The organism is Erythrobacter sanguineus, from assembly GCF_900143235.1.
GTDB lineage: Bacteria > Pseudomonadota > Alphaproteobacteria > Sphingomonadales > Sphingomonadaceae > Erythrobacter > Erythrobacter sanguineus.
On sequence record NZ_FRDF01000016.1, the window covers coordinates 79,272 to 97,832 of the forward strand.

General features: G+C 64.9%; 17 protein-coding genes and 1 tRNA gene. 12 read left to right on the plus strand and 6 right to left on the minus strand.

Annotated elements, in window-relative coordinates; genetic code table 11:
- Positions 1 to 35: 35 nt before the first annotated feature.
- The 3 genes from BUA05_RS13095 to BUA05_RS13105 all read left to right on the plus strand — a co-directional run bounded on the left by BUA05_RS13095 (position 36) and on the right by BUA05_RS13105 (position 3,555).
- Positions 36 to 704 carry a glutathione S-transferase family protein gene (locus BUA05_RS13095; RefSeq protein WP_072675486.1) on the plus strand — a complete coding sequence of 223 codons (669 nt, stop codon included), beginning with the start codon at positions 36 to 38 and terminating at the stop codon, positions 702 to 704.
- A 140-nt stretch (positions 705 to 844) separates the two neighbouring features.
- Complete coding sequence (msrB, locus tag BUA05_RS13100; protein WP_072675461.1) at positions 845 to 1,252, plus strand: peptide-methionine (R)-S-oxide reductase MsrB; 408 nt, start codon at positions 845 to 847, stop codon at positions 1,250 to 1,252.
- Positions 1,253 to 1,371: 119 nt separating this feature from the next.
- On the plus strand, positions 1,372 to 3,555 hold the full coding sequence (locus BUA05_RS13105; protein WP_072675462.1) for a transglycosylase domain-containing protein: 2,184 nt from the start codon (positions 1,372 to 1,374) through the stop codon (positions 3,553 to 3,555).
- A gap of 63 nt (positions 3,556 to 3,618) precedes the next feature.
- Here BUA05_RS13105 and BUA05_RS13110 read toward each other — a convergent pair whose 3' ends face one another.
- The 3 genes from BUA05_RS13110 to hflK form a co-directional block, all read right to left on the minus strand.
- A complete protein-coding gene (locus tag BUA05_RS13110; protein WP_084662705.1) occupies positions 3,619 to 5,145 on the minus strand; it encodes a Do family serine endopeptidase in 1,527 nt (508 codons plus the stop codon).
- 189 nt (positions 5,146 to 5,334) lie between these two features.
- Positions 5,335 to 6,180: a protease modulator HflC gene (hflC, locus tag BUA05_RS13115; protein WP_072675488.1), complete on the minus strand. Its 846-nt coding sequence runs from the start codon at positions 6,178 to 6,180 to the stop codon at positions 5,335 to 5,337.
- A 5-nt stretch (positions 6,181 to 6,185) separates the two neighbouring features.
- Positions 6,186 to 7,292, minus strand: coding sequence for a protease modulator HflK (gene hflK / locus BUA05_RS13120; RefSeq protein WP_072675463.1), 1,107 nt, complete (start codon positions 7,290 to 7,292; stop codon positions 6,186 to 6,188).
- Between the two features lie 132 nt (positions 7,293 to 7,424).
- On the opposite strand from hflK, the gene BUA05_RS13125 reads away from it, so the two are divergent.
- The 4 genes from BUA05_RS13125 to BUA05_RS13140 all read left to right on the plus strand — a co-directional run bounded on the left by BUA05_RS13125 (position 7,425) and on the right by BUA05_RS13140 (position 13,323).
- The gene (locus tag BUA05_RS13125) at positions 7,425 to 8,426 is read left to right on the plus strand and encodes an Mrp/NBP35 family ATP-binding protein (RefSeq protein ID WP_072675464.1); all 1,002 of its coding nucleotides are present in this window, start codon (positions 7,425 to 7,427) and stop codon (positions 8,424 to 8,426) included.
- Positions 8,427 to 8,429: 3 nt separating this feature from the next.
- Complete coding sequence (locus BUA05_RS13130; RefSeq protein ID WP_072675489.1) at positions 8,430 to 10,703, plus strand: molybdopterin cofactor-binding domain-containing protein; 2,274 nt, start codon at positions 8,430 to 8,432, stop codon at positions 10,701 to 10,703.
- Between the two features lie 79 nt (positions 10,704 to 10,782).
- Positions 10,783 to 11,817: a ferrochelatase gene (gene hemH / locus BUA05_RS13135; RefSeq protein WP_072675465.1), complete on the plus strand. Its 1,035-nt coding sequence runs from the start codon at positions 10,783 to 10,785 to the stop codon at positions 11,815 to 11,817.
- Positions 11,818 to 11,883: 66 nt separating this feature from the next.
- Positions 11,884 to 13,323: a cytochrome P450 gene (locus BUA05_RS13140; RefSeq protein WP_072675466.1), complete on the plus strand. Its 1,440-nt coding sequence runs from the start codon at positions 11,884 to 11,886 to the stop codon at positions 13,321 to 13,323.
- Positions 13,324 to 13,522: 199 nt separating this feature from the next.
- Here BUA05_RS13140 and BUA05_RS13145 read toward each other — a convergent pair whose 3' ends face one another.
- Positions 13,523 to 13,693: a DUF1674 domain-containing protein gene (locus BUA05_RS13145; RefSeq protein ID WP_072675467.1), complete on the minus strand. Its 171-nt coding sequence runs from the start codon at positions 13,691 to 13,693 to the stop codon at positions 13,523 to 13,525.
- A 54-nt stretch (positions 13,694 to 13,747) separates the two neighbouring features.
- Here BUA05_RS13145 and BUA05_RS13150 point away from each other — a divergent pair, with 54 nt between their 5' ends.
- The gene (locus BUA05_RS13150) at positions 13,748 to 15,001 is read left to right on the plus strand and encodes an RsmB/NOP family class I SAM-dependent RNA methyltransferase (protein WP_072675468.1); all 1,254 of its coding nucleotides are present in this window, start codon (positions 13,748 to 13,750) and stop codon (positions 14,999 to 15,001) included.
- A gap of 106 nt (positions 15,002 to 15,107) precedes the next feature.
- Here the strand turns inward: BUA05_RS13150 and msrA are convergent, their stop codons facing one another.
- Complete coding sequence (gene msrA, locus BUA05_RS13155) at positions 15,108 to 15,662, minus strand: peptide-methionine (S)-S-oxide reductase MsrA (protein ID WP_072675469.1); 555 nt, start codon at positions 15,660 to 15,662, stop codon at positions 15,108 to 15,110.
- Between the two features lie 96 nt (positions 15,663 to 15,758).
- Here msrA and BUA05_RS13160 point away from each other — a divergent pair, with 96 nt between their 5' ends.
- The 4 genes from BUA05_RS13160 to BUA05_RS13175 all read left to right on the plus strand — a co-directional run bounded on the left by BUA05_RS13160 (position 15,759) and on the right by BUA05_RS13175 (position 18,231).
- Positions 15,759 to 16,655: a class I SAM-dependent methyltransferase gene (locus BUA05_RS13160; protein WP_072675470.1), complete on the plus strand. Its 897-nt coding sequence runs from the start codon at positions 15,759 to 15,761 to the stop codon at positions 16,653 to 16,655.
- Between the two features lie 76 nt (positions 16,656 to 16,731).
- Positions 16,732 to 17,610 carry an N-carbamoylputrescine amidase gene (gene aguB / locus BUA05_RS13165; RefSeq protein ID WP_072675471.1) on the plus strand — a complete coding sequence of 293 codons (879 nt, stop codon included), beginning with the start codon at positions 16,732 to 16,734 and terminating at the stop codon, positions 17,608 to 17,610.
- Entirely contained in the window at positions 17,585 to 18,124 is a 540-nt protein-coding gene (gene folK, locus BUA05_RS13170; RefSeq protein ID WP_072675472.1) for a 2-amino-4-hydroxy-6-hydroxymethyldihydropteridine diphosphokinase, read from the plus strand. Before aguB ends, folK begins: the two co-directional genes overlap by 26 nt.
- Positions 18,125 to 18,155: 31 nt before the next feature.
- Positions 18,156 to 18,231, plus strand: a tRNA-Lys gene (locus BUA05_RS13175).
- Positions 18,232 to 18,323: 92 nt separating this feature from the next.
- On the opposite strand, the gene BUA05_RS13180 is transcribed toward BUA05_RS13175, so the two are convergent.
- A partial coding sequence (locus tag BUA05_RS13180; protein WP_084662706.1) for an integrase core domain-containing protein occupies positions 18,324 to 18,561 on the minus strand: 238 nt, incomplete at its 5' end.

Sequence of the window (18,561 nt, forward strand, 5' to 3'; positions counted from 1 at the left end):
TTCCGCGCGCCAAGTGCGGCATTGAAGCAGGTGCAATGTGGCTCCTCCATCAATTCCCGCTCTGCCCGTTCAGCCGCAAGGTCCGGCTGCTTCTGAGCGAAAAGAACATCCCCTTTGATCTGGTGCGCGAGGACCCGTGGGCGCCGTCGGACATGTTTTTCAACCTCAATCCGGCCGGTTGCACCCCGGTGATCGTCAATCGTGAAAAGCATATCACCTTGCCTGACAGCCGGGCGATTGCCGAATATTTCGAAGAGACGGTCGATCGCAACCCGATGATCAATGGCACCGCCACCCAGCGCGCCGAGATCCGCCGGCTGGTCGCGCTGTTTGACGAGAATTTCTACGCCGATGTCACCGCGCCGCTATTGTCCGAACGCATGCGCAAGCGCATCCTTCGCCAGCCGCCCGATAGCGGCGTGCTGCGCAATGCCATGAAGCTGGCCCATGGCCATCTCGATTATCTCGACTGGCTGATCGACAACCGCCCGTGGGTGGCGGGATCGACCATGAGCCTTGCCGATCTGGCGGCAGCAGCGCAGATTTCGGTCGCGGATTATCTCGGCGGGATCGACTGGAGTGGCCATGAACAGGCGCGCGGCTGGTATGCCGTGTTCAAGAGCCGCCCGAGCTTCCGCCCGCTGCTGACCGAGCGGATGGACGTGATCAAACCGCCAGCGCATTATGCGCTGGTGGATGGTTAGAGGTATTTGTTTTCGGCACGCCCTCTGGCGTGCGAAATCCTCGCTCCCTTCGGTCGCTGCGGGCGGGCGCTCAAACTCCTTGGCGGCCTTGCGGATTGTCTGAGACAATCCGATATCAGCGCCCACAGGAGAGGTGACCTATGACTGACGATCCCCGCAGCGTGACCGACGCCGAATGGCGCGAGAAACTCGACCCGATGCAGTATCACGTGCTGCGCGAGGCGGGGACGGAACGCGCTTTCACCGGCGAATATGACAAGTTCTATGACGAAGGCGAATACCATTGCGCCGCCTGCGGCACGCAGCTGTTCTATTCAACCGCGAAATACAATTCCGGCTGCGGCTGGCCCGCCTTCACCCGCCCCGCCGATGACGAGGTGATCGAGGAGCACCGCGACACCGCTTACGGAATGATCCGCACCGAAGTGCGCTGCGGCACATGTGGCGGGCATCTGGGCCATGTGTTTCCCGATGGCCCGCCCGAACAGGGGGGCTTGCGCTACTGCATCAACTCCGCCGCGCTGATTTTTACCCCGGCCGAAGACTGATCCGCACCGCTGAGCCGGGGACGACCGCCTCCCGGCCATTCACCCCCGGTTACAACTCGCCTATGCAAGGCGGCGCTGCGCCCTGTCGTGACGGGCGCTAACGGATAAATCATCAGACCATGTCCAGAAGGGGTGACCGGTTGCAGAAAAAGGGCGCGCGCGGCACCCGCCGGGCGGCGGCGCAGCGGAGCGAAACGCCCGCAGCCCGAAGCAAGGCGGGCAGCGCCGGGGGCAAGCCGCCCTCGCGCCTGCGGCTCTGGCTGAAACGCGGTGCGCTGTGGGGCGGCGGGCTGGCGCTGCTGGGGGTTGTCATGCTCGGCATTGCGGTCGCCATGGCCGCGCGCTCGATCCCCGGCTATTCCGCGCTCAAGGCCAACCAGCCCGGCCAGACCATCATCGTGCGCGCGCGCGACGGGCGCGAGATTGTCGAGCTTGGCCCCAGTTTCGGCGAATGGCTCGATCACGACGAGATCCCCAGCACCATGACGAACGCGATGATCGCGGTCGAGGACAAGCGGTTCCATTCGCATTTCGGGATTGATCCGGTGCGCCTGACAGGCGCGCTGGTCGAAGGTGTCACCGGGTCGCGTGCGCGGCTGGGCGGCACATCGACCATCACCCAGCAGCTTGCCCGCAACCTGTTCCTCAATTCCAACCGCACCTTTGACCGCAAGGCGCGCGAGGCGGTGCTGGCGCTGGCGCTCGAATGGAAGTTCTCCAAGGAGGAGATCCTCGAGCTTTATCTTAACAAGGTCTATTTCGGCGGCGGCGCCTACGGCATTGATTCTGCGTCGCGCAAGTTCTTCAGCCACCCCGCGACAGAACTCAGCGTGGGCGAGGCGGCGATCATCGCCGGGCTGGTCAAGGCGCCGAGCCGCTATTCCCCCACCGCCGATGTGCAGGCCGCGGTCGACCGCGCGCAGGTGGTGCTGCGGCTGATGCGCGAACAGGGCTACATCTCGTCCGATCAGGCGATGGTCGATGTGACTGCGGTGCAATTGAAGCAGGCGGCAGGGCAGAATTCGGTGCGCTATTTCACCGATTGGGTGCTGCCGCAGCTCGACATCATCCTACCCGAAACCTTTGAACCTATCGAGGTCTGGACCACGCTCGACATCGGGATGCAGCGCGCGGCGACGACTGCGATCGAAGCCAACACGCCGCGCGGAGCGCAGGGCGCGCTGGTCAGCCTTGACCGGGATGGTGCGATCCTCGCGCTGGTGGGCGGCACGGATTACGTCGCCACCAATTTCAACCGCGCCACCGCTGCGATGCGCCAGCCGGGGTCATCGTGGAAGCTGTTCGTCTATCTCGCCGCGCTGGAGGCGGGTTACACGCCCGAGGACATGGTGGTCGATACCCCGGTGACGATCGACGGTTGGAGCCCGCGCAATTCCAACGGGCGCAATGTTGGCGAAACCGATGTGCGCACCGCCTTCGCCTTTTCGATCAACACCGTCGCAGCCCAGCTTGGCAATGAAGTCGGGTTCGGCACGGTCGCCTCGATGGCGCGGCGGTTCGGGATTACCTCCGAAATTGCAACCTTCCCTTCGATGGTGCTGGGCTCCTCGGAAGTGCGCCTGATCGAGATGACCCGCGCCTTTGCCGCGATCTCGGCCAAGGGGGTGGGGATCGAACCCTATGGCATCGCCAAGGTGACCACTGCCGATGGCGAATTGCTCTACCAGCACGAGGAACGGCGCGACCGTGCGCTGGTGCCCGATTATGTCGTCGCGGGCATGACCGATCTTCTTCAGGCGGCGGTGCAGACCGGCACAGGCCGCGCCGCGCAGATCGGGCGACCGGTGGCGGGCAAGACCGGCACCACCTCGTCAAACAAGGATGGCTGGTTTGTCGGCTTTTCCTCGGGCGTGACCACCGGCGTGTGGATGGGCCGCGACGATGCCCGTGCGGTGCCCGGATTGCAGGGCGGGCGCGCTCCGGCACAGGCCTTTGCCGCCTTCATGCGCTATGCGGTCAAGGATCGCCCGATCGAGGAATTCGATATCACGGTCGAGCTGCCAGAATGGCAGTTGGAGCCGGATCAAGAGGCGATGTTCGGCGAGCCGGATGATTACTACTTCATCGACGAGCAGGGCAATCTGGTCGAACCCGGGCGGCGCGAGCAGATCCCGAGCCCCTTCGGCATCGAGGGCGAACGCGCGCGCGATGCGCCGGCTGCGGCGAGCGAGGACTTCCTTGAACAGGCGACTGGCGGCGCCTTGCCACAGGACCGGCGCGAGCCGCGTCGCCCGCAAGCGCCGCCACCAGCAGCGGTGCTGCCGCCACAACCGAACGATTAGGCGGGCAGCAAGAAGGGCGCCGGAATCTGCTCCCGGCGCCCCCTGCCTTGCCTGCGCCCGCGATCAGCGCAGACGGATCGGGAAGAATGCCGGTGGCTGGGTACGGCGCTGGATGCGCAGCAGCAGGGCCTCGCGGCCTTCGCTGGTGGCGACATTGACCTGCGCCAGCAGATCCTCGACCGATTCGACCGGCTGGTAATTGGCCGACAGGATGATGTCGCCGCGGCGCAGGCCCTTGCGTGCCGCGTCCGAATTGGGATCGACCGTACCGATCACCACACCCTTGATGTCGACCGGAACGCCCAGCGAGCGGGCGATCTGCGGGGTCATGCCGAGCACCTGCAGGCCCAGCTTCTCCTCGATTGTGCCGTCCGAAGTGCCGGGTGCCATCGGCTCTTCCGCTTCGGGATCGAACGTCTGGGCCTGTTGCTGGAGTTCCGCTTCGCTCGGACGCTTGCCGAGCGTGACGTTGACCGCCACGCGCTTGCCGTCGCGCAGCAGCTCGACCGGCACCTGCGCGCCCGGCTGGAGATTGGCGACGAGGAAGCTGACGGTCTGGTCTGCGCTCACGTCCTTGCCGTTGACCTTGGTGATGATGTCGCCCGCCTTGATCCCGGCGCGGCCGGCAGGACTGGTTTCCTCGACCGTCTGGACCAGTTCTCCCCGGCGCTTTGGCAAGCCGAGCGAGGCGGCGAAATCCTCATCAATCGGTTGCAGGCGCACACCGAGATAACCGCGCTCGATCTCGCGACCTGCCCGAAGTTGCTCGACGATCGGTGCGGCGATCTCGGCAGGAATCGCAAAGCCGATGCCCACACTCCCGCCAGAAGGCGAGAAGATCGCGTTGTTGATGCCGATCACATTGCCGCGCATGTCGAACAGCGGGCCGCCCGAATTGCCGCGGTTGATGCTGGCATCGGTCTGGATGTAGCGGTCATAGGCGCCGCCCTGCCCGGTGTTGCGATAGACCGCCGAAACGATCCCGCTGGTGACGGTGCCGCCAAGGCCGAAGGGATTGCCGATTGCCACCACCCAATCGCCCACGCGTGCCGCGCTCGAATCGCCGAAGGTGACAAAGGGGAAGGTCTTGCTGGCCTTGATCTTGAGCACCGCGAGGTCGGATGCAGCATCAGCGCCGATCAGTTCGGCTTCGTATTCGGTGCCGTCGGGCAGGGTGACAGCGATCGATTCCAGCTTGGCGCGGCTGTCGGGCGAGACCACGTGGTTGTTGGTCACCACAAAGCCATCGGCCGAGATGATAAAGCCCGAGCCCAGCGATTGGGCCTCACGGGTCTGCGGCTGGCCGCCGCCGCGCCGGTTGAACAGTTCAGCGAAGGGGGTGCCCGCAAAGGGGTTGTTGCTGACCTCGATCCGCTGGCGGGTCGAGATGTTGACCACCGCCGGCTGAAGCTGCGCGGTGAGATCGGCAAAGCTCGCCGGCGCGCCTGCAATCGGCACGACGCGGTCCATCAGCGCCTCATCATTCTGCGCCACCTGCGCGCCCAGCGGCGTGCCGGTGATCAGCGAAACCGCCGCGCCGCCAACCAGCAGCGCGCTCGAGAGTCCATACACATAGCGCACTTTGTTCACGTCCTCTTGATCCTTATCCTGTGGTGGAATGCGCGGGATGGCCGCGGCGTTCCTCAAACCTTGTCACTGCTGCCGCGCATGACGGCCCGCAGCCTTGCTGGATGCACCCCAGATTGAGCGTCCCGGCCATGAACGCCAATTGAACGCGCTGCACGTTCACCCGACGTCATGGGACGCTCGTCGAACGGCTCAGCGCTTGCCCCGGAACTGCCGGAAATATTCGCTGTCTTCCGAAAGGACCATGGCCGAATTGCCTTCACCGCTGAGGAAGGTCTGGCGATAGCTCTGCATGGCGCGGTAGAAATCGTAGAATTCCGGATCCTTGCCATAGGCATCGGCATAGATGCGCGCTGCCCTGGCCTGTGCCTCGGCCTGGGTGATCTGGGCATCGCGCTGGCCAGCCGCACGAATGGTTGCCGCCTCTTCCTGGCGGTCGGTTTCCATGCGGGTGAAAGCCGCATCGAGCGGGCGGCCTTCGGGCAGGTCGGCCGCCTTGATCCGCACATCCAGCACCTGCGCGCCATATTCGCGCGCCTGCGCATCAAGCGTGCGGGTGATGTTGGCCATTGCCGTGCCACGCTCGGCATTGATCAGCGAGGCGAAGGGGCGGCGCCCAAGCTCCTGCCGCAGCACCGAGGTGAGGATCGGCACGAGCTGGGATTCGAGCTGCATTTCGGTTCCGGCGCGTTCCACCATCCGCACCGGATCGATGATCCGGTAACGGGCATAGGCATCGACCTGCAGGCGCTGCTGATCGTTGGAAAGCACCTGCTGCCGGGTCATGTCGAGATCGAGCACCCGCCGATCGACCATCTGCACCTGTTCGACGAACGGGATGCGGAACTGCACCCCGGCACCGGTCTGGCCGTAAGGCACTTCGGGCTTGAACTTGTTGAACACCCGGTCAGGCTGTCCGGTGCGGATCACCACCGCCTGATGGGTTTCCGGCACGATAACCATGCTGCCAAGCAGCGCGATGATCAGTGCAATGCCTGCGAAGATCGGAATTCGATAATTCTTCAAGAGATTTTCCATCGCGTTCATTCTCCTCGCGGCGCGGCGGGCTTGGCCGCGCTCTGCGACCTGCGCTGCAATTCGGGCAGCGGCAGGTAAGGGGTCACACCGTCGGCTTCGACGATGGTCTTGTCGGTCTTCGACAGCACCGCTTCCATGGTCTCGTAATAGAGACGACGGCGGGTCACTTCGGGGGCGAGGCGATATTCTTCGTAGATATTGTTGAATTCGCTCGCATCGCCCTGTGCCCGTGCCAGCACCTGCTGTGCGATCGCCTGCGCGCGGTTTACCGCGGCATCGGCATCCTGCTGCGCCGAGGACACATCCTTGAACGCTTCTTCAACGCGGCTGGGCGGATCGGTCTTGTTGATTTCGACCCCCTGCACGATGATCCCTGACCGATAGGCATCGAGCCGGGCCTGCATCCGTTCGCGCACGGTCTGTTCGATCTCGGCGCGGCCTTCACCGGTCAGCACGGTGTCCAGACGCTTGCGGGCGACAGCGGCACGCATCGCCGCCTCGCCGATTTCAAGCAAGGCATTGCGCGGATCGGACAGCTGATACTGGTACAGCGTCAGGTCTGAGATGTTCCAGCGAATGACATAGGACAGATCGACAAGGTTCTGGTCCCCGGTCAGGATCAGTTTTTCGGTGCTGCTGCCGGGGATTTCCTCGGACCGGATTTTTGTGACATTTTCTTTCTGGACCAGGTTGATCGGCCAGGGCGCAGTGAAATTCGTGCCGGGATCGAGCGTGTCGGAATATTTGCCGCCAAGCCAGGTGACCACCGCCTGTTCGCCCGGCTGGACGAAATGCACGCTGGAGAGCGCAATCCACAAGGCCGCGACCGCGCCGATGATGATGGGCAGCCAGCTCTTGCCGCCCGGGCGTTCGGGCAGGCGGAACGTCGGCCCGCCGGGGCCGCCACCGGCGCGGCGCGGGCCTTCGGGGCCGCGGTTCTTGAAAATGTCCTCGATGCTGGCCGAGCGGCGTTTGCCGGGCTCGCCCCCGCCGGGCAGCCATGGGTTGCGCGGCCCATCGCCGCCACCCGCGCCGCGATCGGCGTCCGGGCCGTCTTCGGCAGGGCCATCGCCCTTGCCGCTCCCGCCCCAGGGGTTTTTCTTGCCAGCCATGGCAAGGCCGCGTGCGGCCACGCCAAGACGTTCTCTCCAACCGTCAGTTCTTTGCATAAAGTCGTTATAGGCATGCCTGCTCATGAAAAACAGGGGTTGGCTGCGTGAAATTGATGGTAGAGGCGCAAGCCCATGAGCAAGCCACATCACCCGCCCCGCCAGCCGGATGCCGAAGAGGCGCTGATTCGCGCCGCCCTGACGCCGGAAATCAACCACCGCGTGCGCTCGGCCCGGATCATTTCCCGCCGTGCCGTGATCGTCGCCGAGGCAGGCGACCTGTCCGGATCTGCGCGCGCCGCACTAGAAGCCGATATCACCGCCGCGCTTACCCCGCTGGCGGAATTTGACGAAGTCCGCGTCGCGCTGACCGGTGAGCGTCGCCGCCGCCGGCTGATCGCGGTCGGATCGGGCAAGGGCGGGGTCGGCAAGTCGACGCTGACCACCAATCTTGCCGTCGCGCTTGCCCGGATGGGCCGCAGCGTCGGGGTGATTGATGGCGATATCTACGGCCCCTCTCAGCCCAAGCTGCTGGCGACCGAAGGCCAGAAACCGATGGTCGAGGGCGACAAGCTGGTGCCGCTGGAAAGTCGCCACGGCGTGAAGGTGCTGTCGATGGGGCACATCGTCGCGCCGGGCAAGGCGCTGGCATGGCGCGGGCCGATGACCGGCAAGGCGCTGAGCCAGCTGGTCGATGCCGAATGGGGCGAGACCGATCTGCTGCTGGTCGATCTGCCGCCGGGGACGGGCGATGTGCAATTGTCGATGCTGTCCGCCCACCGCCCGGACGGGGCAATTCTGGTGTCGACCCCGCAGGATCTTGCGCTGATCGACGCCGCGCGCGCCGGGCAGTTGTTCGAACAGGGCGAGGTGCCGATCATCGGACTGGTCGAGAACATGGCGGGATATTGCTGTCCCGAATGCGGGCATATCAGCGATCCATTCGGTTCAGGCGGGGTCGAGAAATTCGCCGCCGCGCTGGAAATCCCCTTTCTTGGCCGGGTGCCGCTGACGCTGGAGACCCGCATCGCGGGCGACAAGGGTGAACCGCCCGCGGCCAGCGATGGCGATGCAGCCGCCCCCTTTGTCGCGATTGCTGCAAAGCTGGCGCGCTGGCTTGATACAGGAACGGTCTGATTGATGCAGGTTTCGCGGCGGGGCGTGCTGGCCGGAGCGGCGGCAGGCGGGGGCCTGCTGATCGGCTGGTGGCTGATGCCGCGCAGCTATGCCAGCCCGCTGGTCGCTGCCAAGGGCGAACATCTATTCGGTGCATGGCTGAAGATCGCCACCGACGGGGTGGTGACAATTGCCGTCCCGCAGCTCGAGATGGGGCAGGGGATCACCACGCTGCTGCCGCAGATTGTCGCCCATGAACTGGGCGCGGACTGGCGGCAGATCGCGGTCGAGCCCGCGCCCGTATCCGGAGCCTATGGCAATGTCCCGCTGGCGCAGAAATGGATCGCGCTGTGGGATCCGCTCGCGGCGGGCCTTTCGGAAAGCACCGATGCGCTGATGGCCAAACGCTTCGCCGGGGCGCAGCGGTTCAACGCCACCGCCGACGGCACCTCGCTTGCCGCCTATGAAATGCCCTGCCGCGAGGCCGCCGCCGCCGCGCGGGCCATGCTGGCGCAGGAGGCGGCCGCGCGCTGGGGCGTGGCGTGGGAGGAATGCGAGGTCGAAGGCGGGCTGGTCATGCACGGCGAACAACGCGCAACCTTTGGCGAGCTGGCCGACGGGGCGGCCGGATATGCCCCGCCCGATCCCCCGCCGCTGCGCCCCGAGCCCCCGCGCGAGGCACCGCTGCCCGCCGATTCGAACGCGCCATCAGCCTATCCCCGGCTCGATCTGCCGTCCAAGGTCGATGGCTCCTACCGCTTTGCCGGCGACGTGCGCCTGCCGGGCATGGTGTTTGCGTCGATCAGGCACGGGCCGATCGACGGTTCGGAACTGACCGGGTTCGACCGCGAGGCCGTTTCGGGGATCGAAGGGATTGCCGGCATTATCAAGAGCAAGCGCTGGCTTGCGGTTGCCGCCGAGACATGGTGGAGCGCGGACGCGGCGCTGGAGGCGATGAAGCCGAGATTTTCCACCTCCGCGCCGATCAGCAGCAACGAAATCGTCGCCAGGCTCGATACTTTTCTCACCGGGGGCAAGGGCTTCACGATTGCCGAGACCGGGTTCGGCCGCGACGCCATGAGCCGGGTCGACATGGCCCGCCGTTACGAGATCGAGCCGCATCATGCCGCACCGGTGGAGACCGCCTGCGCAGCGGCACGCTATGCCGATGGGCGGCTCGACCTGTGGATGGCTGCCCAAGCGCCCGAGCAGGCGCGCATCGCTGCCGCCCGCGCAATCGGCATCGCGACCGAGGACGTGGCGCTTTATCCCATGCCGGCAGGCGGCAGCTTTGATGCGCGGCTGGAGCATGACCACGCGATCGAGATTGCGCTGATCGCCAAGCAACTGGGCCGCCCGGTGCAGCTCACATGGCCGCGCCGCGACGCGCTGATCCGCAGCCGCCCACGTGCGCCTGCCTGGCTGCTGGTGGGCGCGCAGCTTTCCAAGGCCGATGACGGCGCGATCGATGGCTTGCGCCTCCGCATCGCCACCCCGCCTGCCGCGCGCGAATTCGGCAAGCGGCTGTTCGGCAATCTCACCACCATGGCCGCGATCCGCGAGACCACCGGCGAGCCTGATCCGCTCGCCTGTGAAGGCGCGGTGCCGCCCTACGAATTGCCCGGCGTGGTGGTCGAACATGTGCCGGTCGAAATCGGCCTGCCGGTCGGCCGGGTGCGCGGCAATGCCTACGGGCCGACCACCTTCGCGATCGAAAGCTTCATCGATGAGATCGCAGCCAAGCACGGGCGCGAGCCGCTGTCCTTCCGCATGGCGATGCTCGGCAATGACGTGCGACTGGCGGCCTGCCTGCAACGCGCCGCCCAGTTGGCCGGGTGGGATGGCGGCGCGGACCAGAGCGGGCAGGGGCTCGCCTGCGCCCGGATCGGCGATGGGCCGGAAGCGGCGCGGATCGCCTGCGTAGTGACCGCGCGGCAGGGCGAGGGCGGGGTGCGCGTCACCCAGCTCGCCGCCGCTGTCGATATTGGCCGGATCATCAACCACGATATCGCCCGCCAGCAGATCGAAGGCGGGCTGGTGTTCGGGATGGGGATTGCGCTGGGCAATCCGTTCAAACTGCGCGCCGGGATTCCCGAAAGCCTCGATTATGCCGGGCTGGGCCTGCCGCGCCTTGCCGATTGCCCCCAAATGCGGATCGAATTCCTCGCCAGCGAAGCCCCGCCCGCCGATCCGGGCGAGCTGGGCGCGGTTGTTGCCCCGCCTGCGATTGCCAATGCGCTGTTTTCGGCTACAGGCTTGCGGCTCAGACGACTGCCCCTACTTTCGGACGGCATATGACCCGGACAAATCTGCAACACCCGGTCCGGGCAATGGACTTCGCCCGGAAACCAAACGCTCGGCGAACGTTGGGGCGGCAATGACCTGGCAGACCCAGCGCCTTCCGGGCGACCACCCCCCTGTATCGAGTGGCATGATCGGCGTCCTGCTGGTCAACCTCGGCACGCCCGACGGCCCCGACCCGGATTCGGTCAAGCGCTACCTGCGCCAGTTCCTGTCCGATCGGCGGGTGATCGAGATTCCCCCGATTGCATGGCAGCCGATCCTGCGCGGGATCATTCTGAACACCCGGCCGCGGAAAAGCTCGGAAGCCTACACCAAGATCTGGACCGACCGCGGATCGCCGCTGGCCGACATCACCGCCGGGCAGGCCGAGGCGATGATGGGGCGGTTCGGCGACAAGGTTGTGGTCGATTACGCGATGCGTTACGGCAAGCCGTCGATCGAGCAGCGCGTGGGCGAGTTGATGGCCACGGGCTGCGACCGCATCCTGATCGCGCCGATGTATCCGCAATATTGCGCTGCCACCACCGCGACCGTGTTCGATGAGGTCGCCCGCGTGCTGGGCGACATGCGCTGGCAGCCGACGATTCGCTTCGTGCCGCCCTATCACGATGATCCGATTTATCTCGGCGCGCTGGCCGATGACCTGACCCGGCAGGTGCAAGGCCTCGCGTTCCGCCCCGAAGTCATGCTGCTGAGCTTTCACGGCATGCCGCTGCGCACGCTGGAAAAGGGCGATCCCTATTACTGCCATTGTTCCAAGACCGCCCGCCTGCTGCGCGAATTGCTGGCGCAGCGGCCCGCATTTGATGGCGTGCGGTTCGAAACCACGTTCCAGTCGCGCTTTGGCCCGGCGCGGTGGCTCGAACCGTCAACCGACACCACGCTCATCGAGGAAGGGCAGAAGGGCACCAAGCGACTCGTGGTGGCTGCCCCCGGCTTTGCTGCCGACTGTGTCGAGACGCTGGAAGAACTGGCGCTGGAAGGGCGCGACGAATTCATCGAGGCGGGCGGCGAGGATTACGCCGTGCTCGATTGCCTCAACACCTCGGATCATGGCCTTGCGATGATCGATGCGATGCTGCGGCGTGAGCTTTCGGGCTGGATTTAAGCGCCCGACTTATTTACACCAAGGTCAGTTGCGAATCCGAACCTTAACCGGAGCATCGAGACCACCATGGCCACTCTTGCCGAAGCCCCGTCGTCGCCCGAACCAAAGGGTGACACCGCGCCTGCCCGCCTTGGCGAAGGCGCGCCCCGCCACTGGAGCGAAGGGCGGCTGACCGAAGCCGATCTTGCCCATATTCCCGGCGATGCAGGCTGGCCGCTGGTGGGCAACACCTTCACCATGCTGGCTGATCCGCATGCCTTTGCGCAGCGGATGATCGAAACCCATGGCAAGGTCTACAGGAACCGCGCCTTTGGTGGCTGGCAGATCGCGCTGATCGGGGCCGAAGCGAACGAGCTGTTATTGTTCAACAAGGACAAGATCTTCTCGTCCGAACAGGGCTGGGGCCCGGTGCTCGACCAGCTGTTTCCGCGCGGGCTGATGCTGATGGATTTCGACCATCACCGGATTGATCGCCGCGCGCTGTCGATCGCGTTCAAGCCGGAACCGATGCGGCATTATTCGGGCGCGCTCAACCGCGGTATCGCCCGCGAAGTTGCCACATGGGCGGGGCCGAAAGAGTTCTATCCGGCGATCAAGAAGCTCACGCTTGATCTGGCCGCTGACAGCTTCATCGGCCTGCCGTGGGGGCCTGAAGCCGACAAGATCAACGAAGCCTTCGTCGACATGGTGCAGGCCTCGGTCGCACCGATCCGCAAGCCGCTGCCCTTCACCAAGATGAAGAAGGGTGTCGATGGCCGGGCGTTTCTGGTCGACTATTTCACCAGGGAAACCCTGCGCCGCCGCAACGAGGGCGGCGGGCAGGACATGTTCAGCCAGTTTGCTACCGCGACGCGCGAAGATGGTTCGCTGCTGCCGGTCGATGAAGTGGTCGATCACATGAACTTTCTGATGATGGCCGCGCATGACACCATCACGTCTTCGGCAACCTCGCTGATCTATCACCTCGCCACCAATCCCGAATGGCAGGAAAAACTGCGTGAGGAGATCATGGCGGTCACCGGCGGCCCGGATGGAGACGGCAACCCCCGCCCGTTGGATTATGATGATCTGGGCAAGCTGGAACTCACCGAAATGGCGTTCAAGGAATCGCTGCGGATGATCCCGCCGGTGCCATCAATGCCGCGCCGGGCACTCAAGGCATTCGAATATGGCGGGTACCAGATTCCGGCAGGCGCGATGGTGGGGATCAACATCTACTGGACCCACCATTCCGAGGAATATTGGGACAATCCCTTCACCTTTGATCCCATGCGCTTCACGCCCGAACAGGTGAAGGCGCGGCACAAATATGCCTGGGTGCCGTTCGGCGGCGGGGCGCATATGTGCCTGGGCCTCCACTTTGCCTATATGCAGGTGAAGGTGCTGCTGGCCCAATTGCTCCAGCGTTACCGGATTGAGGCGGCTGAGGGTTACAATCCCGATTGGCAGGACTGGCCGATCCCGCAGCCCAAGGATGGGCTGAAAGTCACCTTCACGCCGCTATAAATGTTTCATGTGAAACATTGGCTGCCGGGGGTCTGACAGGGGTCTAGGCAGGGTCTAAACCGATCTGAAACGGGCCTTATGCCCGCTATTCGTCATTGCGAGGAGCCAAAGGCAACGTGGCAATCCATGACCAGCCCTTGCCGGTTACGGCGAGGTTCGATGCTGGATTGCTTCGCTCCGCTCGCAATGACGAACCAGATCAAAAATCCCAGGCGATCCCGTCCTTCTCCCAATCGCCATAGCGGGTGGGGGAAAGCTCGCGCGGTTCGTCTTTCAGCGGATCGGTTGCCTTGGGCGCGGGCACTGGATCATTGGTCCAGTGGGCGGGCTTTTTGAACTGCTTGGCGGCTTCGGACTTCTGTTTGGTCATGCCAGTCAAATGCGCGTGCTGGCACTTGGTTTCAAGAAGGGTTAGGGGCCTGCGATGCCTCAGACCCCCGGACTCCCCGTGCGCCGCGCCGCGCTTCGCCTGCTCGATGCTGTGTTCCGGCGGGGCGAGACGCTCGAACAGGCCGAAGGCGCGGGGCTTGGCGATATCCGCAAGGCCCCCGACCGCGCGCTGGCCAAGGCGATTGCAGGCGAGAGCTTGCGCTGGCTGACCGATTGCGATGCCCTGATCGACAGCGCCACGAAGCAGAACCTGCCCGATGATGCCAAGGTGCGGATGGTGCTGCGGATCATGCTGGCGCAGGCGCTCAGGCTCGACACGCCGCCGCATGCAGTGATCGCCACCGGGCTGCCGCTGCTGGCAGGCGGCCCACGCCGCTTGGCGCACGGGGTGTTCTCGGCGCTGGTGAAGCCGGGGCGCAGCGTGCTGCCCGAAGCGCCGACCCTGCCAGAGCGCGTTGTCGAACGCTGGGGCGCCCAGAAGGCTTCCGCCATCGCGCCGGGGTTGGCCTTCCCGCCCGAACTTGATCTGGCGCTGAAAGATGCCGCCCAAACCGAGACCCGCGCCGTGGCGATGGGCGGGGTGACGCTTGCGCCGGGCCACGTCCGCTTGCCACGCGGCGCGGCGGTGGAGAGTCTCGCGGACTTCAAGGCGGGCGATTGGTGGGTGCAGGATCTCGCCGCACAGATTCCGGCGCGGCTGCTGGGTGACGGGGAGGGCAAGCACGCGCTCGACCTGTGTGCAGCGCCCGGCGGCAAGACGATGCAGCTGGCAGCAAGTGGGTGGAACGTCACCGCGCTCGACATGAGCAAGCGGCGGCTTGAACTGCTGAAAGACAACTTGAAACGCACCGGGCTGAAAGCCTCCCCTGTGCGCGCCGATGCCTTGCAATGGGAGCCCAAGCACCGCTTCGACGCGATCCTGATCGACGCACCTTGCACCGCGACCGGCACCTGCCGCCGCCACCCCGATGTGCTGCACCGCATCGGTGCGCGGCAGATCCCCGAGATGGTGGAACTGCAACGCGCGCTGGCGGCCAAGGCTGCGGAATGGCTGAACCCCGGCGGCGTGATGGTCTACGCGGTATGCTCGCTGGAGGCGGAGGAAGGCGAGGAGCAGGCGGCGTGGATTGATGCCCATTGCGGCCTTGCGCCCATGCCGATCACGGCGGAAGAACTGCCTGCCGGTCTTGCGCCAATGCCAGAGGGCTGGCTGCGCACGCATCCGGGGATGCTCGCCGATCAAGGCGGGCTGGACGGGTTTTTCGTGGCGCGGTGGGTCAAGCCATAACCCTATCGTCTTCCCGGGCGTGATCCGGGATCCCGCTTTCTTCTGCTATCCGAAACAGGAAGCGGGGCCCCGGCTCGGGGGCCGGGGAGACGAGAATGGTTTCTACTCAATCCTTCACATACTTCTGAAAAGACTTCCGCAATTTCATCAGCTTGGGCGGGATCACCGCGAGGCAATAGGGGTTGCGCTGGCCTTCGCCGCCCCAGTATTCCTGATGGTAGTCTTCGGCCGGATACCATTCGGCGGTCTGTTCGCCGCCCGAGAGGCCTTCGATGGTGGTCACCGCCACCTTGCCATTATCCGCATTCCAGCGCGCAATCGCGGCTTCGGCCTCGGCGGCTTGCGCGTCGGACAACGGGAAGATTGCGCTGCGATATTGCGTGCCGACATCGCCGCCCTGACGGTTAAGCTGCGTCGGATCATGGGTGCCGAGGAACACGTCGTAAATCTGGGCGAGGCTGATCGCGTGGGGATCAAAGGTCACCCGGATCGCTTCGGCGTGGCCGGTCGTGCCGGTGCACACTTCCTTGTAGGTCGGGTTGGGTTTGGTGCCGCCGATATAGCCGCTCTCGACCTTGCTCACGCCTACCACATCGCGGAACACCGCTTCGGTGCACCAGAAGCATCCGCCTGCGACAATCACCGTTTCCAAATTGCTCATCGAAATCTCCGCTTATTTCTGGCAGAGATAGGGCGGCGGATCGGAAATGCCACTTGTGTGTTCCGGTTCAACTGCATTTCCCAAGGGAGAATACCCATGAAGAAGCTGATCCTTGCCCTCGCCACCGCGAGCGGCCTTGCCATCGCCGCGCCCGTTCTCGCCGATCATCATGGCGGCAAAGGCGAAAAGGCAATGATGCACGAAGGTATGTCGCAGGACGAGATGGCTGCCATGTTCGCCAAGCACCATGGCGAGGCGGTGTCGGCGGCGATCAACCACCCGACCCGGGCCGAGGATGCCAGGCGCGACGCGCATCGCAACCCGGCCGACGTGCTCGCCTTTTTCCATGTCGGCCCGCACATGAAGGTGGGTGAATATGCCCCCGGCGGCGGCTGGTATTCGCGCCTGCTGGGGCATTATCTGGGGGGTGAGGGCCAGTTGGTCGGCATCTATACCAACCCGCTCACCGCCACCAGCGACCCGGCCCACCAGCAGCGCATCCGCGACATGGCGGCAGGGTTCGGCGCGGAGGTCGCGGGCTATACCGGGCTTCCGGCTGACAAGTTCGCAGGCCTCACGCTCGATGCCATTCCCGATGACCAGAAGGGCACCTTTGACCGCATTCTCGTTTTCCGCGCGCTGCACAGCCCGACCCGGGCCGGCACCGCTGACACCGAAATCCGGGCGATGCGCGAACTGCTCAAGGATGATGGCATGATCGGCATCGTCCAGCACCGCGCAAAGGCCAATGCGCCGTGGTCCTATGCCAATGGTTCAAAGGGCTACCTGCGTGAGGCAGACATGATCGATTTCATGCGCCTGCAGGGCTTTGAACTGGTCGCGCGCAGCGATATCAACGCCAATCCGAACGATACCGCCGACCACCCGCAGGGCGTGTGGGAAATGCCGCCGACGCTTGCCACCAAGCGCGAGGAACTTGCCGGGCTGGGCGAGAGCGACCGCATGACCTTGCTGTTCAAGAAGGCCGATTGATCACGCCCTTGCTGGCCGCGATTTCCAAGCCGTTCGGTGTTCCACCGGACGCGAAATCGCTATAAGGGGCGGCGGCATGACAGCCATCACCGTCGCCGCCCTGCAGCTTCCGCTCGCCTCACCTGACGAGGCCGCCAACATCGCCGCCGTTGCCGCGCTGGTCGAGGAGGCTGCCGCGTGCGGTGCGCAGCTGATCCTGCCGCCCGAATTGTTCTCGGGCGAGTATTTCTGCCGCGAGGAAGACGAGGCGCTATTTGCGCTCGCCCGCCCGACCGCGCAGCACCCCAGCGTGATCGCGATGCAGGAACTCGCTGCGAAGCTGAAGGTGACGATCCCGACCAGCTTTTTCGAACGCGACGGGCACCACTATTACAACACCCTTGCGATGATCGGCCCCGATGGCGCAATCATGGGCACCTATCGCAAAAGCCACATTCCCGATGGGCCAGGCTATCAGGAAAAATTCTATTTCCGTCCGGGCAATGATGGGTTCAAGGTATGGGACGTGGCCGGCGAAGGTGGCGCGATGGTGCGCGTGGGTGTCGGCATCTGCTGGGACCAGTGGTATCCGGAATGCGCGCGGGTGATGGCCCTCCACGGCGCCGAAGTGCTGCTCTATCCGACCGCGATCGGGTCTGAGCCCTATGATGCCGAACTCGATACCAGCCGGATGTGGCGGCGCGCGATGATCGGTCATGCGGTGTCGAACTGCATGCCGGTGCTGGCCAGCAACCGTATCGGCCATGAAGGCCCGGAAGAACGCGTCCAGCGCTTTTACGGCCATTCCTTCATTGCCGATGAATGGGGCGATCTCGTCGCGGAATTCGGCTGCGAGGAACGCGGCGTGCTGGTTGCCCGGCTCGATCTTGCGCGCGCCGCGCGGCACCGGGCGGGCATGGGTTTTTTCCGCGACCGCAGGCCCCAGCTTTATGGCCGGATTGCCCAAGACATCTGATCGCCGACGACATTTGAGCAGCCTCTATCTGATCGCGCTGGGAAGCAATCGGCGGCACGCATGCCATGGCGCGCCGGGCAGGGTGGTGCGCGCCGCACAAGAGGAACTCGCTGCCTTTGGGACGGTGCTGGCCCGCTCGCGGGTAATCGCCACAGCGCCGATCGGCGCGGCGCAGCGCCGCTTTGCAAATGCCGCGCTGGTGCTGGAGAGCGAGCGCGATCCGCCCGCGCTGCTCGCCGCATTGAAGCGTACCGAGCGTGAATTTGGCCGCCGCTCCGGGCAGCGCTGGGGTGACCGCGTGCTTGACTGCGATATCGTGCTGTGGAGCGGCGGGGTGTGGCGCTCCGGAGGGCCCCGCGCGGGCCTCTCCATCCCCCATCCGGCCTTTCGCGATCGGGCTTTTGTGCTCGGCCCGGCATGCGCAATCGCGCCCGGCTGGCGCGATCCGGTGAGCGGGTTGAGCCTCGCCCATCTCCATGCCCGCTTGACCAGCCCGCGCCCCCTGCCTAGGTGAGCGCCCTCGCTAGCCGTTCGCGGCAGCACGTGGGCCCGTAGCTCAGTAGGTAGAGCAGCTGACTTTTAATCAGCGGGTCACAGGTTCGAATCCTGTCGGGCTCACCATATTTTTCAACAATTTGTTGTCCGTCGTCAGAACATTTGGCACAACTTGCGGCGTAGATTAGCGGAGTGCGGACCTCGTCTGGGGGTTGGTTTTAGGCGGCGAGCTTGCGGTGTTGCAAGCGCCGATGTTCGATGGTGTGTCGCTTGATCCTTTCACGCTGATTGAGGATGGAAGCCGCCCTGCCGAGGTAGGCGTCGGCGGGCGTCACGTTGGACAGCGCTTCGTGATAACGCTGGTGGTTGTAGTGCTCGACGAAGGCCTCGATCTGGGCCTCGAGGTCACCGGGCAAGAAGTAGTTTTCCAGCAGGATGCGGTTCTTCAGGGTCTGG